Source organism: Micromonospora sp. NPDC051543 (assembly GCF_044454415.1).
Taxonomy (GTDB): domain Bacteria; phylum Actinomycetota; class Actinomycetes; order Mycobacteriales; family Micromonosporaceae; genus Micromonospora.
This window is the reverse complement of record NZ_JBITDT010000021.1, coordinates 83,889-101,663: the sequence shown is the minus strand read 5'-3', so window position 1 is coordinate 101,663 and position 17,775 is coordinate 83,889. Positions and strand designations below refer to the sequence as shown.

Sequence of the window (17,775 nt, the reverse complement as noted above, 5' to 3'; positions counted from 1 at the left end):
CGGGGGGGGGCGGGGGGGGGGGGGGGGGGGGGGGGGGGGGGGGGGGGGGGTGGGGGGGGGGGGGGGGGGGCGGGGGGTGCGAGAAGGGCGCGCCGGCTTGGCCGGCGCGCCCTTTGTCGTGGTGCTGGTGGATCACATGCTGGAGATGTCGCCCTGCTTCGCGCGGACGGCCTCGGCCGCCTCCAGGAGGCTCGCGCGCTCGTCGGCGTCCAGGTCGGTCTCGACGACCCGACGGACACCCTCGGCGCCGATCTCGGCCTCGACGCCCAGGTAGACGCCGGAGATGCCGTACTCGCCGTCGACCCAGGCGCAGACCGGCATGACGTCGCCGGAGTCCTCGGCCACGGCCTTCGCCATGCGGGCGGCGGCGGCGGACGGGGCGTAGTACGCCGAACCGGTCTTGAGCAGCGCGACGACCTCGGCGCCACCGTTGCGGGTCTTGACGACCAGCTCCTCGATCTGCTCGGCCGGCATGGCGTCGCGCAGCGGCTTGCCGTTGACGGTGCTCTGCGACGGCACCGGGACCATGGTGTCGCCGTGCGAGCCGAGGGTCAGGGTGCGTACGGACGCCACGGGCACGTTCAGCGCCTCGGCGACGAAGTTGCTGAACCGCGCGGTGTCGAGCATGCCGGCCTGGCCGAGGACCCGGTTCTTGGGGAACTGGGTGGCGAGCTGCGCCAGGGCGGTCATCTCGTCCAGCGGGTTGGAGACGACGATGACGACGGCGCTCGGGGCGTACTTGGCGACGTTCTCGGCGACCTGGCGGACGATCTTGGCGTTGGTCTCCAGGAGGTCCATCCGGCTCATGCCCGGCTTGCGGGGCAGACCGGCGGTGATGACGACGACGTCGGAGCCCTCGATGGCCTCGTAGCCCTCACCGTTCGGGCCGGTGGTGACGCCGACGACCTTGGTCTCGAAGCCCTCGATGGCCCGCGACTGGTTGAGGTCGAGCGCGAGGCCCGCGGGCTTGCCCTCCACGATGTCGGTGATCACTACGGTGTCGAAGACGTCGTACTCGGCCAGGCGCTGTGCGGTGGTGGAGCCGTAGAAACCAGCCCCGACGACAGTGACCTTCTTACCCATGGTCGTCCCACTCCCTGATACCAGTCGGTTTTCCGGACCGTATCAGCCATCCTGGCACCGATCGGGCCAGGGGCGGTGGCCTTCCCCGGGATGGGGCGAACGTCACCGGCGTCCTCCGGTGCACGGGTCAGCCGCGTTCGGCGCGCTCCACCACGTTGGTCAGCAACATGGCGCGGGTCATCGGGCCGACACCGCCGGGCATCGGGACGACCGCGCCGGCCGTCTCGGCCACCTCCGGGTCGACGTCGCCGGTGTAGCGGCCCTTGCCGTCCGGGCCGATCACCCGCGTGATGCCGACGTCCACGACCACCGCGCCGGGGTTGATCATGTCGGCGGTCAGCAGTCCGGGCACGCCGGCCGCGACGATGACGATGTCGGCGGCGCGGGTGTGCGAGGCGAGGTCGAGGGTGCCGGTGTGGCAGAGGGTCACGGTGGCGTTCTCGCTGCGACGGGTGAGCAGCAGGCCGAGCGGACGGCCGACGGTGTTGCCCCGGCCGACCACGGCCACGGTGGCGCCCCGCAGCGCCACGTCGTGGCGGCGGAGCAGCTCGACGATGCCGCGCGGGGTACAGGGCAGCGGACCGTCGTAGCCGAGGACCAGGCGACCCAGGTTGACCGGGTGCAGGCCGTCGGCGTCCTTGTCCGGGTCGATCAGCTCCAGCACCCGCTGGGTGTCCAGGTGGGCGGGCAGCGGCAGCTGGACGATGTAGCCGTGGCACGCCGGGTCGGCGTTCAGCTCGGCGATCACGTCGTCGACCTGCTGCTGGGTGGCGTCGGCCGGCAGCTCCCGGCGGATCGAGGCGATGCCCACCTCGGCGCAGTCGCGGTGCTTGCCGTTGACGTACGCCTGGCTTCCCGGGTCGGCCCCGACCAGGACCGTGCCCAGCCCGGGGATGATGCCGCGCTCCGCGAGAGCCTTCACCCGCGTCCGCAGCTCGTCCTTGATCTCCGCTGCGGTCGCCTTGCCGTCCAGAACCGTCGCCGTCACGACCAGATCGTCTCATGTCCGGCACCTGACGTTTCCCGGGACCTCGCTCCGGCCGGCCGCCGAGGCCCCGATCACACCCCCATCGGTAACGAAGAGTCACGTGCCCTTCATCACTATCAGTGACCATCTGTGGAACTGGTCACCGTCGAAACGGGCGACAGCGGTACGTGTGGCCGACACCGGACGACTCGCCACGGAGCACCGAATCCGTTTCACCAGAGGACGGAAGATCTCCGATATCACCGACGAATTCACAGTTCAGCACCGCCTGTCCGGTCTGGGATAGCACGCGCTGGGGCCACCCGCAAGCAGGTACGACTGCAACCGTTACCCGCCCGCGACCCAGCCGTTGTCGACAGGCGGTAAGCCGACCTACCGTTACCGCCTGTTGCGCAGCGTAAACCCAGCGTCGGGCATGACTGCGCAGCGTGAGGAGATGAGGAGGCTCAATGCGAGTTCGTAGACTCGCTGCCTGGACCGCCCTCCCGCTCGCGGTGACGCTGGGCCTCGCGGCCTGCGGCAGCGGCGGAGACGGCGGATCCGGTGGCAACGGCAGTTCGGCCGTCAGCATCCAGATCGGCGAGCCGAAGCACCTGGTTCCCACCAACACGACGGAGACGTCCGGCTCTCAGGTCATCGCCGGCCTGTTCAGCCCGCTCGTCGACTACGACGCCCAGAACAAGCCGTACGAGGTGGCTGCCCAGTCGATCACCTCGTCCGACAACAAGGTCTGGACGATCAAGCTCAAGGACGGATACACCTTCCACAACGGTGAGAAGGTCACGTCCCAGAACTACATCAACGCGTGGAACTACGGCGCGTACGCCCCGAACGGCCAGGACAGCAACTACTTCTTCGAGAAGATCGCTGGCTACGCCGACCTGCAGGGCAAGGCGCCGAAGGCCAAGGAGATGTCGGGTCTGAAGAAGGTCGACGACCTCACCTTCACCGTGACGCTCTCCGACCCGTACATCGACTTCCGCACGACGCTTGGCTACAACGCGTTCTTCCCGATGCCGGACGCCGCGTTCTCGGCCCCGGGCGTGCTCAAGGACTCCTACGAGCAGGCGCCGATCGGGCAGGGCCCCTTCAAGATGAAGGGCACCTGGCAGCACGACAGCAAGATCGACATCGAGCGCTACGACGCGTTCCCGGGCGAGAAGCCCAAGGTCAAGGACATCGAGTTCCGGATCTACCAGCAGCTCACCGCGGCGTACGCGGACGTCCTGGCGGACAACCTGGACGTGCTGCCGACGATCCCGACCGAGAGCCTGAGCACCGCGCCGACCGACCTGGGCGACCGGTACCAGACCAGCCCGATGTCGTCGTTCCAGTTCCTGGCGTTCCCGACGTTCGACAAGGACTACAGCAACCCGGACGTGCGCAAGGCCATCTCGATGGCGATCGACCGTGACGAGATCACCAAGTCGGTCTTCAAGGGCTCGCAGACGTCGGCGCGCTCCTTCGTCTCGCCGGTGCTGCCGGGGTACCGGGAGAACACCGCGGGCAAGGCCGGCGAGTTCAACCCGACCGAGGCCAAGAAGCTCTACCAGGCCGCCGGCGGCCCGTCGAAGATCGTCATCTCGTACAACGGCGATGGTGGCCACAAGGACTGGGTCGACGCCACGGTCAACCAGCTCAAGGCCAACCTGGGTGTGGACGCGGTCGGCTCGGCCGAGCCGAAGTTCGCCGACCTGCTGACCAAGGTCGAGAAGAAGACGCCGGTGGGTGCGTTCCGGATGGGTTGGGTCATGGACTACCCGACCATGGAGGACTACCTCGGCCCGCTGTACAGCACGAACGGCTCGTCGAACTACTACGGCTACAGCAACAAGGACTTCGACAGGCTGGTCAAGGAGGGTTCCGCCGCCAAGACGCAGGACGAGGCGATCGCCAAGTACCAGCAGGCGGAGGACATCCTGGCCAAGGACATGCCGGTGATCCCGCTGCGCTTCGGCCAGAACGTGTTCGGCTACTCGTCGAAGGTCAAGAACGTGCAGATGGACCTGTTCCAGCGGGTCAACCTCGTCAAGATCGAAGCAGCCAGCTGAGCTGAGCATGCTGCGGGCCACCCGGGCGACGAAGCCCGGGTGGCCCGGTCTGCACCACCGGGGCCGGGCCGCAGTAGCGGACCCGGCGTCGGTGGCGTCGGCTCCCCCGGGCCGGACGGCCCATCCCGGATATTTCGGGTACGACCAGAGATGCCGTCCTGCGACCCTTTCGCACATTTCCGGAGAGACTGCTAAGCATGTTCCGCTACATCCTGCGGCGCCTACTGCAGATGGTCCTCGCCTTCTTCGGGACCACCCTGATCGTCTACGCGCTGACATTCGCCGGGCAGGGCGACCCGATCCAGGCGCTCGCCGGCGAACGGCCGGTGACGCCAGCGCAACGGGCCTACCTGACCGAGAAGTACCACCTCGACGCCACCGGCGTCGGCGGGTTCTTCTACCGCTACTTCGACTACGTGAAGAACCTGCTCCAGGGCAACCTGGGCGAGTCACTCACCGGCCGGAACATCGGTGACATCCTCCAGTCGGCCTGGCCGGTCACCGTGCGGCTCGCGCTCATCGCACTCGCCGTGGCGATCATCTTCGGCGTCACCGCCGGGGTGCTCGCCGGCATCCGCCGGGCCAGCATCTTCGACAACTCGACGCTCGTGCTGACCCTCCTGGTGCTCGGCATCCCGACGATCGTGCTGGCACCCCTGGCGCAGTACCTCCTCGGCGTCAAGTGGCAGCTCTTCCCCCCCACCGCCGGCTCCGACCCGACGTTCTACGCGCTCCTGCTGCCGGGCATCGTGCTCGGCTCGCTCTCGCTGGCCACCGCCCTGCGACTCACCCGGGCCTCGGTGGCGGAGAACCTGCGCGCGGACTACGTCCGGACCGCCCGGTCCAAGGGCCTGGTCAAGCGGCGCATCGTCGTCGTCCACGTGCTGCGTAACTCACTGATCCCGGTGGTCACCTTCCTCGGTGTGGAACTGGGCAACCTGATGAGCGGCGCGATCATCACCGAGGGCGTCTTCAACATCCCCGGCGTCGGCTTCAACCTCTTCCGCGGCATCCGCACCGAGGACGGCCCCCTGGTGGTGGGCATCGTCAGCGTGCTGGTCGTGGTCTACCTGGTCTCGAACCTGGTGGTGGACGTCCTGTACGCCGTACTCGACCCGAGGATCCGCTATGAGTGAGCGCAGCGAGGTGCCGGCATGAGTGACTTTGAAACTGTCGCGGCCAGCGAGAACCAGGCCGCGCGGCGGGGCCCTTCGGGCGAACCGGGCGCACCCAACCAGGTAGGCGCTCCGCAGAAGCCCCGCAGCCTGGCCGGAGACGCCTGGCGGGACCTGCGCCGCAACCCGATCTTCTGGATCTCGTTGGCGCTGGTCACCATCTTCACCCTGATGGCACTGCTCCCCGGGGTCTTCACCGCGAACAATCCGAACGACTGCCTGCTCTCCCGACAGCACGCCGGGCCGTCCGGCGGGGCCATCTTCGGGTACGACTTCCAGGGCTGCGACACGTACTCCCGGGCGGTCTACGGCACCCGGGCCTCGCTGCTGGTCGGTGCGCTCGCCACCCTCGGCACCGGGATCATCGCGCTCGTGGTCGGCATGCTCGCCGGTTACTTCGGCCGCTGGGTCGACGCGGTGCTCTCCCGGGTGATCGACGTGGTGCTCGGTATCCCGCTGCTGCTGGCCGCGATCGTGCTGCTCAAGCGGGTGTCCAGCGACAGCCAGTGGGCCCGGATCGGCGCTGTCGTCTTCGTGCTGGCGCTCCTCGGATGGACCACCGCCGCCCGCGTGGTCCGTTCCTCGGTGATCACCGCCAAGGAACAGGACTACGTCGCGGCGGCCCGGATGCTCGGCGCCGGTAACAGCCGGATCATGTGGCGGCACATCCTGCCGAACTCGCTGGCTCCGGCCATCGTGGTGCTGACCATCGCGCTCGGCTCGTTCATCGCCGCCGAGGCGACGCTGTCCTTCCTCGGCATCGGCCTCAAGGCCCCGACCATCTCGTGGGGCCAGGACATCGACACCGGCCGGATCCACATGCGCGAGGCGGCCACCCCGCTCCTCGTTCCGTCGGCCTTCCTCGCGCTCACCGTCCTGGCGTTCATCATGCTCGGCGACGCGATCCGTGACGCCTTCGACCCGAAGCTGCGGTGATTCACTCATGACCGTCGAACCCACGCCCGCCTCCGCCACCCCCGAGGGCGGCCACCTGCTGGAGTTGCGGGACCTGCACGTCGAGTTCCGCACCAGCGAGGGCGTCGCACGGGTGATCAACGGGGTGTCGTACCACCTGGACGCCGGCGAGACGCTCGCCGTGCTCGGCGAATCCGGCTCGGGCAAGTCGGTCACCGCCCAGGCGATCATGGGCATCCTGGACACGCCGCCCGCGTTCGTCCGCTCCGGCCAGATCCTCTACCAGGGTCAGGACCTGCTCACCCGCTCCGAGGAGCAGCGTCGGCAGGTACGCGGCAAGGAGATCGCGATGATCTTCCAGGACGCGCTCTCCGCCCTCAACCCGGTCTTCCCGGTCGGTTGGCAGATCGGCGAGACGCTGCGCCAGCGCGCCGGCATGTCCCGGGCCGATGCCCGCCGCCGCGCCGTCGAACTGATGGACCTGGTCAAGATTCCCGGGGCCGCGAAGCGGATCGGCGACTACCCGCACCAGTTCTCCGGCGGCATGCGGCAGCGCGTCATGATCGCCATGGCGTTGGCGCTGGACCCGAAGGTGCTCATCGCCGACGAGCCCACCACCGCGCTCGACGTCACCGTGCAGGCCCAGATCATGGACCTGCTCGCCGACCTGCGCCGGGACCTCAACATGGCGATGATCCTGATCACCCACGACCTGGGCGTGGTCGCCGGCGTCGCGGACCGGATCGCGGTCATGTACGCGGGCCGGATCGTCGAGCACGCCGACGTCCGCTCGCTCTACCGGGCGCCGGCCCACCCGTACACCAAGGGGTTGTTGGAATCGATCCCCCGCCTGGACGTCCGCGGCCAGGCGTTGTCGACGATCAAGGGGTTGCCCCCGAACCTCATGCGCATCCCCTCCGGGTGCCCCTTCCACCCCCGGTGCCCGTACGCGCAGCAGGTCTGCGTGGACGTGGTGCCGCACGACCTGGTCCTCGGCGACGGCCGGACCAGCGCTTGCCACTTCGCGCAGGAGGTCCGTGATGACAGCGCCCGCTAGCTCCGCCAAGGTCCGGGGGGAGACGATCCTCTCCGTCGACAACCTGGTGAAGCACTTCCCGATCAGTCAGGGTGTGCTGTTCCAGCGGCAGATCGGCGCGGTCAAGGCCGTCGACGGCGTGAGCTTCGAGCTGCGCCGGGGCGAGACGCTGGGCGTGGTCGGCGAGTCCGGATGCGGCAAGTCCACCCTCGCCCGGCTGCTCATGCGACTGGAGACGCCCACCTCCGGAAGCGCCACCCTGGAGGGTAGGGACCTGTTCAAGGCCTCCGGGTCCGAACTGCGCCGGCTGCGCCGGAACATGCAGATGGTCATGCAGGACCCGTACACGTCGTTGAACCCGCGGATGACGGTCGGCGACATCATCGGCGAGCCGTTCGAGATCCACCCCGACGCCGCCCCCAAGGGCAGCAAGGCCAAGCGGGTCCAGGAGCTGCTCGACCTGGTCGGGCTGAACCCGGAGCACATCAACCGGTACCCGCACCAGTTCTCCGGCGGTCAGCGGCAGCGCATCGGTATCGCCCGGGCGCTCGCGCTGCGGCCCGAGGTGATCGTCTGCGACGAGCCCGTCTCGGCGCTGGACGTCTCCATCCAGGCCCAGGTGATCAACCTGCTGGAGCAGCTCCAGGACGAGTTCGGGCTCTCCTACATCTTCATCGCCCACGACCTGTCCGTGGTTCGGCACATCGCCGACCGGGTCGCCGTCATGTACCTCGGGCGGATCGTCGAGATCGGCACCGAGGACGAGATCTACGAGCGGCCGACCCACCCGTACACCCAGGCGCTGCTCTCGGCCGTGCCGGTGCCGGACCCGGAGGTACGCGACCAGCGCAGCATGATCCGGCTGGTCGGCGACGTGCCGAGCCCGGCCGACCCGCCGAGCGGCTGCCACTTCCGGACCCGCTGCTGGAAGGCCCAGGAGATCTGCGCGATCGAGGACCCGGCAACGGTCCCAAGGGCGGCGGATCCCCACCCCTCCGCCTGCCACTTCGCCGAACTCCGCTCCCCCACCACAGCCTGACCCCGCGTCCGCCCTCAGGCCTGTTGATCATGAAGTTATTGCCCTGCACATCGGCGTGTCAGGGCAATAACTTCATGATCGACGAGGCTCTACGGGCCGGGGCGGGGCAGGTTAGTGGAAGAAGTGGCGGGTTCCGGTCAGGTACATCGTTACGTTGGCCTTCTTCGCCGCTTCGATGACTTCTTCGTCGCGGATGGAGCCGCCGGGCTGGACGATGGCGCGGACGCCCGCGTCGATGAGGATCTGCGGGCCGTCGGCGAACGGGAAGAACGCGTCCGAGGCGGCCACCGAGCCGCGGGCCCGGTCGGCGCCGGCGCGGCTGACCGCGAGCTGCGCCGAGTCGACGCGGTTGACCTGACCCATGCCCACCCCGACGGTCGCGCCGTCCTTGGCGAGCAGGATCGCGTTGCTCTTCACCGCGCGCACCGCCCGCCAGGCGAACGCCAGGTCACGCAGCAGCTCGTCGTCGGCGGCCTCACCGGTCGCCAACTGCCAGTTCGCCGGGTCGTCGCCGGGGGCGTCCACCCGGTCGGCGACCTGGGTCAGCACACCGCCGGTCACCGACCGCCACTCGACGGCAGCCGGGGTCCACGCGGGCGCACGCAGCAGCCGGACGTTCTTCTTGCCCTGCAACACCTCGACCGCGCCCTCGTCGAAGCCGGGGGCGACCACCACCTCGGTGAAGATGTCCGCGACCTGCCGGGCCATCTCGACCGAGACCGGCCGGTTGACCGCGATGACACCGCCGTACGCCGAGACCGGGTCGCAGGCGTGCGCCCGACGGTGCGCCTCGGCCACGTCCGCGCCCACCGCGATGCCACACGGGTTGGCGTGCTTGATGATCGCCACGGCCGGCTGGTCGGCGAAGTCGTTCGCGGCCCGCCAGGCGGCGTCCGCGTCGACGTAGTTGTTGTACGACATCTCCTTGCCGTGCAACTGCTCGGCCTGGGCCAGCCCCGCCGGGGCGTCCGGGTCCGTGTAGAGCGCGGCCGGCTGGTGCGGGTTCTCGCCGTACCGCAGCACCGTCGACTTGCGCAGCGCAGAGCCGGCGAACGCCGGCCAGGTGTCGTCGGCGGGGGCCAGCTCACGGGCACACCACTGGGCGACCGCCACGTCGTACTCGGCGATGTCGGCGAACGCGCGGGCCGCGAGCGCGCGACGCTGGGCCAGCGTGAAGCCGCCCTCGTCGAGCGCCCCGAGCAGCACCGGGTAGCCGGCCGGGTCGGTGAGCACGGCGACCGAGGCGTGGTTCTTGGCGGCGGCGCGCACCATGGCCGGCCCGCCGATGTCGATCTGCTCCACGCACTCCTCGACGCCGGCCCCCGAGGCGACGGTCGCCTGGAACGGATAGAGGTTGGAGACCAGCAGGTCGAACGCGGCCACCCCCAGCTCGTCGAGCTGGGCGACGTGCGTGTCCTTGCGCAGGTCGGCGAGCAGGCCCGCGTGCACCTTCGGGTGCAGGGTCTTCACCCGGCCGTCGAGCACCTCGGGAAAGCCGGTCACCGTCTCCACCGGCGTCACGGGCACGCCGGCGGCGGCGATGGTGCCCGCCGTGCTGCCCGTGGACACGATCTCGACGCCGGCCGCGTGCAGGGCCTGGGCCAGCTCGACCAGACCGGTCTTGTCGTAGACGCTGACCAGCGCCCGCCGAATCGGGCGACGCCCGTCCTGAGTGGAACTCACGGAACCGTGACCTTCCTTCCGGTGATGGTCCAGCCTTCGCGGACCAGCCGACCGACCTGCTCGACGAGCTGGCGGCGCTCGGCTTCCTTGATGCGTTCGGTGAGGGTGTCCACGTCGTCGTCGTCGAGCACCGGCACCGCGACCTGCGCCACGATCGGCCCGGTGTCCATGCCGGCGTCGACGAAGAACAGCGTGGCCCCGGTGAGCTTCACGCCGTAGGCGAGAGCGTCGCGCGGGCCGTGGATGCCGGGAAACGCCGGCAGCAGGGTGTTGTGGGTGTTCAGGTAGCGGTCGCCGAAGGCGGCGAGGAAGTGCGGGCCGACCAGCTTGAGGAACCCGGCGGAGATGACCAGGTCTGGTTGGTGCTTGGCGACGTGCGCGGTGAGCGCCCGGTCCCAGTCTTCCCGGCTGTCGTGATCCGGGACCCGCTCGACGAACGTCGGCACCCCGGCGGCCTCGGCCCGGTCCAGGCCCGCGATGCCGTCGCGGTCCGCGCCGACGGCCACCACCTGGGCGCCGTACGCGGGGTCGACCGCCGCGTCCAGCAGGGCCTGGAGGTTGCTCCCGGAGCCGGAGACGAGGACGACGATGCGGGCGACGGACGCGGGCTCGGTCACCGCAACACCCTATCGGGCAGGTCACGAACGACCTTCGGCCGGGCGGCGCGCCGATTCTGTGCCGGTGCGGACGAGCATCGAACCGGTACGCTGCCGGTCGCTCGGGCTGGACACCGTGCCGGCCCGCACCCCTGTCAGTAATCCGGCACGGCGAGCGTGCCGATCGAATGAGGAGCACCCCCATGCACCCCGGCGCCCACCCCCAGCAGCAGCCGCCGATCAACAACAACATGACGATGTCGATCGTCGCCATCTTCCTGTTCTGGCCGCTGGCCATCCCGGCGATCATCAACGCGTCGAAGGTCAACCCGCTGCTGCAGCAGGGTGACTACGCCGGTGCCCAGGCCGCCGCCGCGGAGTCGCGGAAGTGGTCGAAGTGGGCCCTCATCGTGGGCATCGCGTGGCTTGTCATCGTGTTGCTGTGCTGTGCGTTGGGCGGTCTGGGCGCGATCATGAGTGGGGACAGCAGCACCAACTGACGGAACCGACCAAGGAGTTCTCTCGAATGCAGCCCGGTAATCCCGGTCAGGACCCGTACGGCCAGCAGCCGAACGACCCGACCGCACCCCAGCCGCCGCACGACCCGTACGCCCCGCCGCCGGCCGCCCCGTACGGCCAGCAGCCCACCTCGGGCCAGCCGTACGGCCAGCCCGCTCCGGGGCAGCCCTACGGCCAGCAGCCGCAGGATCCGTACGGCGCGCCGCAGGCCCCGTACGGGCAGCCGCCGCAGGACCCGTACGGCCAGCAGCAGCCCTACGGCGCTCCGACGTACCCGAACGCCGGGTACCCGCAGGCCCAGGGGCAGAACAACACCCTCGGCCTGGTGTCGATGATCCTCGGCATCGCGTCGATCCCGCTGGTCTGCTGCGTCTACCTGGGTATCCCGGTGGGCATCGCGGGCGTGGTGACCGGTTACCTCGCCAAGCAGAAGGTCGCCCAGGGTCAGGCCAGCAACGCGGGCCAGGCCAAGGCCGGTCTGATCTGCGGCGCGGTCGGCGTCGGCCTGGGCATCCTGCTGTTCATCCTGGGCATCATCGCGAACGTGAACCTGCCGACCGAGCCCTGATCGGCAACCCTCTCGTCGGGGCGCTCCGGATCTCCTCCGGGGCGCCCCGCGGCCTTTCCGCCCCCAGACCGCTCCCGGCCCACCCGGCCGCCGCCCCGTGCGTTGATCATGAAGTTATCGCCCCTCGCCTCGGCGTGTCATGACAACAACTTCATGATCAACGAAGGGGTCAGGGGGTGGGGCGGGGGGTGCGGGTCAGTACGCGGGTGGCGGCGGCGCCGAGCAGCGCGCCTACCGCGACGACGCCGGCCGCCACGGCGCCGACCTGCCAGGCCACCGGCCCGAGCTGCGCGAGCCGTCCCGACCCGAGTGGTCCGGCAGAGGCCGCGGCGACGACGCCGAGCAGCACGCCGGCCACCGGGCCGGCCAACGCCGCCGGCGCCAGCAACTCCGCCCACCGTCGCGGAGCGCGCTCCGGCCCGGCGACGCGGGCCAGCCGGCGGGCGAGCAGCCAGCCGGCGACCATCCCGGCCAGCACTGGCACCGCGAGCAGCAGGGCGCCGAGGCCGTCCACCGGGCCGCGCGGCAGGCCGGCGAGCAGGGGTACGGCCGGCAACGCGCCGACGGACACCTCGCTGGTACGCACGGCCGTGTCGACGCCGACCGCGAAGCCCGGCCCGAGCAGATAGCTCGTCGACCAGACCGCCGCGTTCGGCGCGTACGCCATGCTGACCAGGGTGATCCCGGCCTGCCCGGCCACCCCGGTCCGGTACGCGCCGATCATGTCCGCCGCGTCGCCGCCGCCGGTGGCCACGGCCAGGCCGGCCGCGCCGGCCCCCGCCCCGAGGAGCAGCAGCGCCGCCACCAGGCCGGTGCGGACGCCGTCGCGCAGCGGGCCGGGTATCCGGGTGACGAGCAGCCGGGTCACGGCGGTGATGCGGATCGCGCCGACCAGCGCGCCGACCGCGCCGACCACCGCGAACGTGGCCGCCGCCCGTACCGGCGACACCTGTGGACCGTGCGCACCGATCAGCACCGCGGCGAGTGCGCCGAACAGGGCGTACGCCAGACCGACCGCTCCGGCCGCGATCAGCGCCCGGCGCGGTGAGCGGCTGTCGCGGGCGCCGATCGCGCGGCTCACGTGCACCCCGGCCCGGCTGAGTCGCCACAGCGCGAGCACGGTCAGCGCCAGCGGGGCGAGCCCGAACGGGCCGGCCTCGGTGTGCAGCGGAACGCCGTGCCCCACCAGCCAACCGGCCAACGCGGTACGCAGGGTGCCGCCGAGCGTGGTGGAGTCCGCGCCGAGCTGGACCAGGCCGAGCACGATGGCCACCGGCAGGTACGAGGTGAGAGCGGCCCCGCCGGCGGCCACCCCGGCGGCGACGGGCAGCGGCGCCCGACCGCGCGGCGACCCACCGGCGCGGGGCGCGGGCACCCGTCGGCGCGGCGCGGCACGGTCGACCGGCCGCTCGTCGGCGCGTACGCCGCCGGCACGGCTGGGACGGTCAGGGGTGACGGGGGACATCCGCTCTACTCTGGCACGTCGCGCGGGCTGTGGCAGTCCGATAACCCGCCCCGGAGGGCGGCGAGTTGGGCGAACCGGGGTCCGGGCGACCCGGACGGGTCTAGCCTCGGCCCTGAGGGGGTGGCCGTCGCCGCCATCGGGTCCCACCCGCCGGCCGCGACCCGGGGTAGGTCGGCCGCCCACGACCCACCGGAGGTAGTCGTGACGACCGCATACCCGCCGCCACCGCCGGCCCGGGGCCGGGACCGCACCACGCTCTGGGGCGTGCTGGGCATCGTCCTCGGCCTGATCTGTTGCGGCATCCTCGGCATCATCTTCGGTTACCTGTCACTGCGCGACGCGCGGCGCAACGGCCAGTCGCCGGTGCTCGGCTACCTCGCCATCGTGTTCGGCGTGATCAACATCATCGGCGGGGCGATCCTGCGTCTCACCGGCAACTACCCGTTCTGGAACAACGACTGAACCGGCGGTACGACGAAGGGGCCGACCGGTTCCGGTCGACCCCTTCGCTGTTGCCCTGCCGGCTCAGTTGCCGGACATGATCTCCCGCATCAGCTTCGCGGTCTCGGTCGGCGTCTTGCCGACCTTCACCCCGACGGCCTCCAGCGCCGCCTGCTTCGCCTCGGCGGTGCCGGCCGAGCCGGAGATGATCGCCCCGGCGTGACCCATGGTCTTGCCGGGCGGAGCGGTGAAGCCGGCGATGTAGCCGACCACCGGCTTGGTGACGTTCGCCTTGATGAACTCGGCGGCCCGCTCCTCGGCGTCGCCACCGATCTCACCGATCATGACGATGGCGTCGGTCTCCGGGTCGGCCTCGAACGCCGCGAGGGCGTCGATGTGGGTGGTCCCGATGATCGGGTCACCGCCGATGCCGACGCAGGTGGAGAAACCGATGTCGCGCAGCTCGTACATCATCTGGTAGGTCAGCGTGCCGCTCTTGCTGACCAGGCCGATCCGGCCGGAGCCGGTGATGTCGGCCGGGATGATGCCGGCGTTGGACGCGCCCGGCGAGGCGATGCCCGGGCAGTTCGGCCCGATGATCCGGGTCCGCTCGCCCTGCGAGACGTTGTACGCCCAGAACGACGCGGTGTCGTGCACCGGGACGCCCTCGGTGATCACGACGGCCAGATCGATCGCGGCGTCGATCGCCTCGACCACGGCGGCCTTGGTGAACTGCGGCGGCACGAAGATGACGGTGACGTCGGCACCGGTCTCGGCCATGGCGTCCGCGACCGACGCGAAGACCGGCAGCTCGGTGCCGTCGAAGTCGACGGTCTGGCCCGCCTTACGCGGGTTGACGCCACCGACGACGTTGGTGCCGGCGGCGAGCATCCGCCGGGTGTGCTTGGAGCCCTCGGAGCCGGTCATCCCCTGGACGATGACCTTCGAGTCCTTGGTCAGCCAGATAGCCATGATCAGACCCCCGCAGCTGCCAGCTCAGCGGCCCGCTCGGCCGCACCGTCCATGGTGTCCACCCGCTGCACGAGCGGGTTGTTCGCGCCGTCCAGGATCGCCCGGCCAGCCTCGGCGTTGTTGCCGTCGAGACGGACGACGAGCGGCTTGGTGACCTGCTCGCCGCGCTGCTCGAGCAGGGCCAGCGCCTGGATGATGCCGTTGGCGACCTCGTCGCAGGCGGTGATGCCGCCGAAGACGTTGACGAAGACGCTCTTCACGGCCGGGTCGGAGAGCACGATCTCCAGCCCGTTCGCCATCACCGCGGCGCTCGCGCCGCCGCCGATGTCGAGGAAGTTGGCCGGCTTGACGTTGCCGTGCCGCTCACCGGCGTACGCGACCACGTCGAGGGTCGACATGACCAGACCCGCGCCGTTGCCGATGATGCCGACCTCGCCGTCGAGCTTGACGTAGTTGAGATCCTTGGCCTTGGCGGCCTGCTCCAGCGGGTCCACAGCGGCCTGGTCGACGAGCGCCTCGTGGTCCGGGTGCCGGAACGCCGCGTTCTCGTCCAGGCTGATCTTGGCGTCGAGCAGCAGCATCCGGCCGTCGCCGTTCTTGGCGAGCGGGTTGACCTCGACCAGGGTGGCGTCCTCGGCGACGAACGCCTGCCACAGGCCGACGGCGATCTCGACCACCTGGTCGGCGACCTCGGCCGGGAAGCCGGCGGCGGTCACGATCTCGCGGGCCTTGGCCTCGTCCACGCCCTTGACGGCGTCGATCGGGGCCTTCACGACCTTGTCGGGGGTCTCGGCGGCGACCTGCTCGATGTCCATGCCGCCGGCGACGCTGGCGATGCAGAGGAAGGTGCGGTTCGCCCGGTCGAGCAGGTACGAGAAGTAGTACTCCTCGGCCACGTCCGCGGTCACCGTGATCATGACCTTGTGGACGGTGTGACCCTTGATGTCCATGCCGAGGATGTCGGTGGCCCGGGCCACCGCCTCATCCGGGCCCTCGGCCAGCTTGACGCCGCCGGCCTTACCTCGGCCGCCGACCTTTACCTGCGCCTTGACGACCACCCGGCCGCCAAGGCGTTCGGCGATCGCGCGGGCCTCTTCCGGGGTAGTGGCGACGCCGCCGGCCAGCACGGGCAAGCCGTGCCGCTCGAACAGGTCCCGCCCCTGGTACTCGTACAGGTCCACGATTGCGCGTCCCGTCCCGTCTCCGCGGCGCGCCGTCGCGCCGCCACCAGCGTTCAGAAAACAGTTTGACGCCTGTCATCAGTTGAAACAGGCCATTGGCGGCAGCCTAGCGAGGTGGGCACGGCCGGCAACCGAGCGGGTGCGCGGTGTGCGGTAATGCACAGAGGCGATCGGGGCACGACCGGTTCTGGCCAGGCCAGGGCGGGTGTCAGCCGTCCGGGCGATGTTGGCGGGGGTGCGTAACCCGGCCGTGGGGTCGTCGTTGAGTCAGGTGTCGGAGCGCTGCACAGCGCGATGACGGGAGACGGCCGATGCCCTGTCGGTCGAGGGGTGGCGGCGGGGCATCGTGCATAGAGGGGCCGGACGTGTGAGGGGTGCGTCCGGCCCCTCCCCCGTGCCCGGATTCAGCGTTTCCGCTCAGGAGACCGGCTGCGCCACGTTCTCGCGGACCCACTCGACGATCGCCTGGGTGGTGGCGCCCGGCGTGAAGATCTTCGCGACGCCCAGCTTCTCCAACTCCGGGATGTCGCCGTTCGGGATGATGCCGCCACCGAAGACGACGATGTCCCGCGCGTCGCGCTCGGTGAGCAACTCCACCACCCGGCGGAACAGCGTCATGTGCGCGCCGGAGAGCACGGAGAGTCCTACCGCGTCGGCATCCTCCTGGATGGCCGTCTCCACGATCTGCTCGGGCGTCTGGTGCAGGCCGGTGTAGACGACCTCCATCCCGGCGTCCCGCAGGGCCCGGGCGACGACCTTCGCACCGCGGTCGTGGCCGTCCAGACCTGGCTTGGCGACGACGACCCGAATTCGAGAGCTCATCAGCGCACACCTTTCACCGGCTCGACGGCCTTCACCTGAACGAACGGTAACCCGCCCGGCCGGGGCCGGGAAATCCGGGCCGGAAACACGTCCGTCATCCCGGCGACCTCGGACGGGCCCGGCGGCACACGCCCTCGCCCGGCCGCGGCGTCAAGCCGGACTACTCCGCCGGATCGGTCACGCTCGGCGACGAACGGGTGGTTACGGGGGCACCGTTCGACGGCACGATGCGTGACAATCACGGACGCAAACGGACAAGTCGACACGCCAATTCGACGGTCTGGCTTGTGACTCGCCTGGCGGTTGGCTAACGTGTCCACGGTTGTCATCAGGTCCATGGACGGGTGACGACGCGGTCGGCAGACGTTCATCTGAGCTTCACGGACGTCCACCGGTCGCCTCGGAACCCCGACAACGGAGGGTGTGCGTGCGCCAGCGCCTGTCGTCTGAGCCCGATCGATATCGCGGCCGCCGCCGCGTACCCACCCCCCCGCGTAGCCGTTACGCGGCGGTCGTCACCACCGCGTTCGTCGGCGCGGGCATCGTCGCGCTGGGCGCGTCGGCCCTACCGGACGCCAAGGACGTCAGCCCGTCGGTGCTCGACGAGCTCAAGCAGGCGTCGGTCACCAGCCAGGACGCGGCGGCCCGCGCGGACAACGCGGACCGGGCCTCCCGGGACAGCCGCGGCAAGGAAGCGGCCGAGCCCGATGTCTGGATGCTGCCGCTGCAGGGCTACGACTTCAACTCGCCGTACGGGATGCGGTGGGGCAAGCTGCACACCGGTGTCGACCTGGTCGTCCCCGAGGGCACTCCCTACGTCGCCGTCCACGACGGGCTGGTCACCAAGGCCGGCTGGTTCGGCGGCTACGGCTACGCCGTGATCGTGCAGCACGCCGACGGCAGCGAGGCCATCTACGGCCACTCCTCCGCGCTCAGCGTCAAGGAGGGCCAGCAGGTCAAGGCGGGTGACCAGCTCGGCCTGGTGGGCCAGACCGGTCACGCCTACGGCACCCACCTGCACCTCGAAATCCATGTCAAGGGCGCAACGATCGACCCCGTTCCGTACCTCCAGGAGCGCGGAGTGGACATCAAGCTGCAAGTCGAGGCAATCTACAGCGATGCAGCCGCGTCCTGACGCTGCGTACTGACCGTTGACCGCCCGGATCTGTCGATCCGGGCGGTTCTGCGTGTGCTGATGTTCCCTGGGTCACAGCGCCAACTGTGACCCAGCACACGGGGCA

At 70.3% G+C, this 17,775-nt stretch carries 17 protein-coding genes; 9 read left to right on the top strand and 8 right to left on the bottom strand.

Annotation, left to right across the window (positions count from 1 at the left end; genetic code table 11):
- Positions 1-132: 132 nt before the first annotated feature.
- Together ACIA3K_RS28755 and ACIA3K_RS28750 are read right to left on the bottom strand one after the other, a co-directional pair.
- Positions 133-1,083, bottom strand: coding sequence for a malate dehydrogenase (locus tag ACIA3K_RS28755; RefSeq protein ID WP_355050651.1), 951 nt, complete (start codon positions 1,081-1,083; stop codon positions 133-135).
- A 127-nt stretch (positions 1,084-1,210) separates the two neighbouring features.
- The gene (locus tag ACIA3K_RS28750) at positions 1,211-2,071 is read right to left on the bottom strand and encodes a bifunctional methylenetetrahydrofolate dehydrogenase/methenyltetrahydrofolate cyclohydrolase (RefSeq protein ID WP_396804723.1); all 861 of its coding nucleotides are present in this window, start codon (positions 2,069-2,071) and stop codon (positions 1,211-1,213) included.
- A 449-nt stretch (positions 2,072-2,520) separates the two neighbouring features.
- Here ACIA3K_RS28750 and ACIA3K_RS28745 point away from each other — a divergent pair, with 449 nt between their 5' ends.
- The 5 genes from ACIA3K_RS28745 to ACIA3K_RS28725 all read left to right on the top strand — a co-directional run bounded on the left by ACIA3K_RS28745 (position 2,521) and on the right by ACIA3K_RS28725 (position 8,287).
- Positions 2,521-4,122 (top strand): ABC transporter substrate-binding protein, encoded by a 1,602-nt coding sequence (locus ACIA3K_RS28745; protein WP_355050653.1) that lies wholly within the window; start codon positions 2,521-2,523, stop codon positions 4,120-4,122.
- Positions 4,123-4,319: 197 nt separating this feature from the next.
- Positions 4,320-5,258 (top strand): ABC transporter permease, encoded by a 939-nt coding sequence (locus ACIA3K_RS28740; RefSeq protein ID WP_355050654.1) that lies wholly within the window; start codon positions 4,320-4,322, stop codon positions 5,256-5,258.
- Positions 5,259-5,276: 18 nt separating this feature from the next.
- Entirely contained in the window at positions 5,277-6,233 is a 957-nt protein-coding gene (locus ACIA3K_RS28735) for an ABC transporter permease (protein WP_355050655.1), read from the top strand.
- 7 nt (positions 6,234-6,240) lie between these two features.
- Positions 6,241-7,269, top strand: a complete 1,029-nt coding sequence (locus ACIA3K_RS28730; RefSeq protein ID WP_396804722.1) for an ABC transporter ATP-binding protein — start codon at positions 6,241-6,243, stop codon at positions 7,267-7,269.
- Positions 7,253-8,287, top strand: coding sequence for an ABC transporter ATP-binding protein (locus ACIA3K_RS28725; RefSeq protein ID WP_396804721.1), 1,035 nt, complete (start codon positions 7,253-7,255; stop codon positions 8,285-8,287). The genes ACIA3K_RS28730 and ACIA3K_RS28725 overlap by 17 nt, the downstream gene beginning before the upstream one ends.
- Positions 8,288-8,398: 111 nt before the next feature.
- Here ACIA3K_RS28725 and purH read toward each other — a convergent pair whose 3' ends face one another.
- Both purH and purN read right to left on the bottom strand, forming a co-directional pair.
- Positions 8,399-9,970: a bifunctional phosphoribosylaminoimidazolecarboxamide formyltransferase/IMP cyclohydrolase gene (gene purH / locus ACIA3K_RS28720; protein WP_396804720.1), complete on the bottom strand. Its 1,572-nt coding sequence runs from the start codon at positions 9,968-9,970 to the stop codon at positions 8,399-8,401.
- Positions 9,967-10,587: a phosphoribosylglycinamide formyltransferase gene (gene purN / locus ACIA3K_RS28715; RefSeq protein WP_355050659.1), complete on the bottom strand. Its 621-nt coding sequence runs from the start codon at positions 10,585-10,587 to the stop codon at positions 9,967-9,969. Before purN ends, purH begins: the two co-directional genes overlap by 4 nt.
- 167 nt (positions 10,588-10,754) lie before the next feature.
- Between purN and ACIA3K_RS28710 the strand changes: the two genes are divergently transcribed.
- Complete coding sequence (locus tag ACIA3K_RS28710) at positions 10,755-11,066, top strand: CD225/dispanin family protein (RefSeq protein ID WP_396804719.1); 312 nt, start codon at positions 10,755-10,757, stop codon at positions 11,064-11,066.
- A 26-nt stretch (positions 11,067-11,092) separates the two neighbouring features.
- The gene (locus ACIA3K_RS28705) at positions 11,093-11,653 is read left to right on the top strand and encodes a DUF4190 domain-containing protein (protein WP_396804718.1); all 561 of its coding nucleotides are present in this window, start codon (positions 11,093-11,095) and stop codon (positions 11,651-11,653) included.
- A 169-nt stretch (positions 11,654-11,822) separates the two neighbouring features.
- On the opposite strand, the gene ACIA3K_RS28700 is transcribed toward ACIA3K_RS28705, so the two are convergent.
- Positions 11,823-13,118, bottom strand: coding sequence for a DUF6350 family protein (locus tag ACIA3K_RS28700; protein ID WP_396804717.1), 1,296 nt, complete (start codon positions 13,116-13,118; stop codon positions 11,823-11,825).
- Between the two features lie 201 nt (positions 13,119-13,319).
- Here ACIA3K_RS28700 and ACIA3K_RS28695 point away from each other — a divergent pair, with 201 nt between their 5' ends.
- Positions 13,320-13,580, top strand: a complete 261-nt coding sequence (locus ACIA3K_RS28695; RefSeq protein ID WP_396804716.1) for a DUF4190 domain-containing protein — start codon at positions 13,320-13,322, stop codon at positions 13,578-13,580.
- 63 nt (positions 13,581-13,643) lie between these two features.
- On the opposite strand, the gene sucD is transcribed toward ACIA3K_RS28695, so the two are convergent.
- The 3 genes from sucD to ACIA3K_RS28680 form a co-directional block, all read right to left on the bottom strand.
- Positions 13,644-14,531 carry a succinate--CoA ligase subunit alpha gene (gene sucD / locus ACIA3K_RS28690; RefSeq protein WP_396804715.1) on the bottom strand — a complete coding sequence of 296 codons (888 nt, stop codon included), beginning with the start codon at positions 14,529-14,531 and terminating at the stop codon, positions 13,644-13,646.
- Between the two features lie 2 nt (positions 14,532-14,533).
- Complete coding sequence (sucC, locus tag ACIA3K_RS28685) at positions 14,534-15,712, bottom strand: ADP-forming succinate--CoA ligase subunit beta (RefSeq protein ID WP_234590183.1); 1,179 nt, start codon at positions 15,710-15,712, stop codon at positions 14,534-14,536.
- A 417-nt stretch (positions 15,713-16,129) separates the two neighbouring features.
- Positions 16,130-16,534, bottom strand: a complete 405-nt coding sequence (locus ACIA3K_RS28680) for a cobalamin B12-binding domain-containing protein (RefSeq protein ID WP_396804714.1) — start codon at positions 16,532-16,534, stop codon at positions 16,130-16,132.
- Between the two features lie 427 nt (positions 16,535-16,961).
- Between ACIA3K_RS28680 and ACIA3K_RS28675 the strand changes: the two genes are divergently transcribed.
- A complete protein-coding gene (locus ACIA3K_RS28675) occupies positions 16,962-17,669 on the top strand; it encodes a M23 family metallopeptidase (RefSeq protein ID WP_396804713.1) in 708 nt (235 codons plus the stop codon).
- The last annotated feature ends 106 nt before the right edge of the window (positions 17,670-17,775 follow it).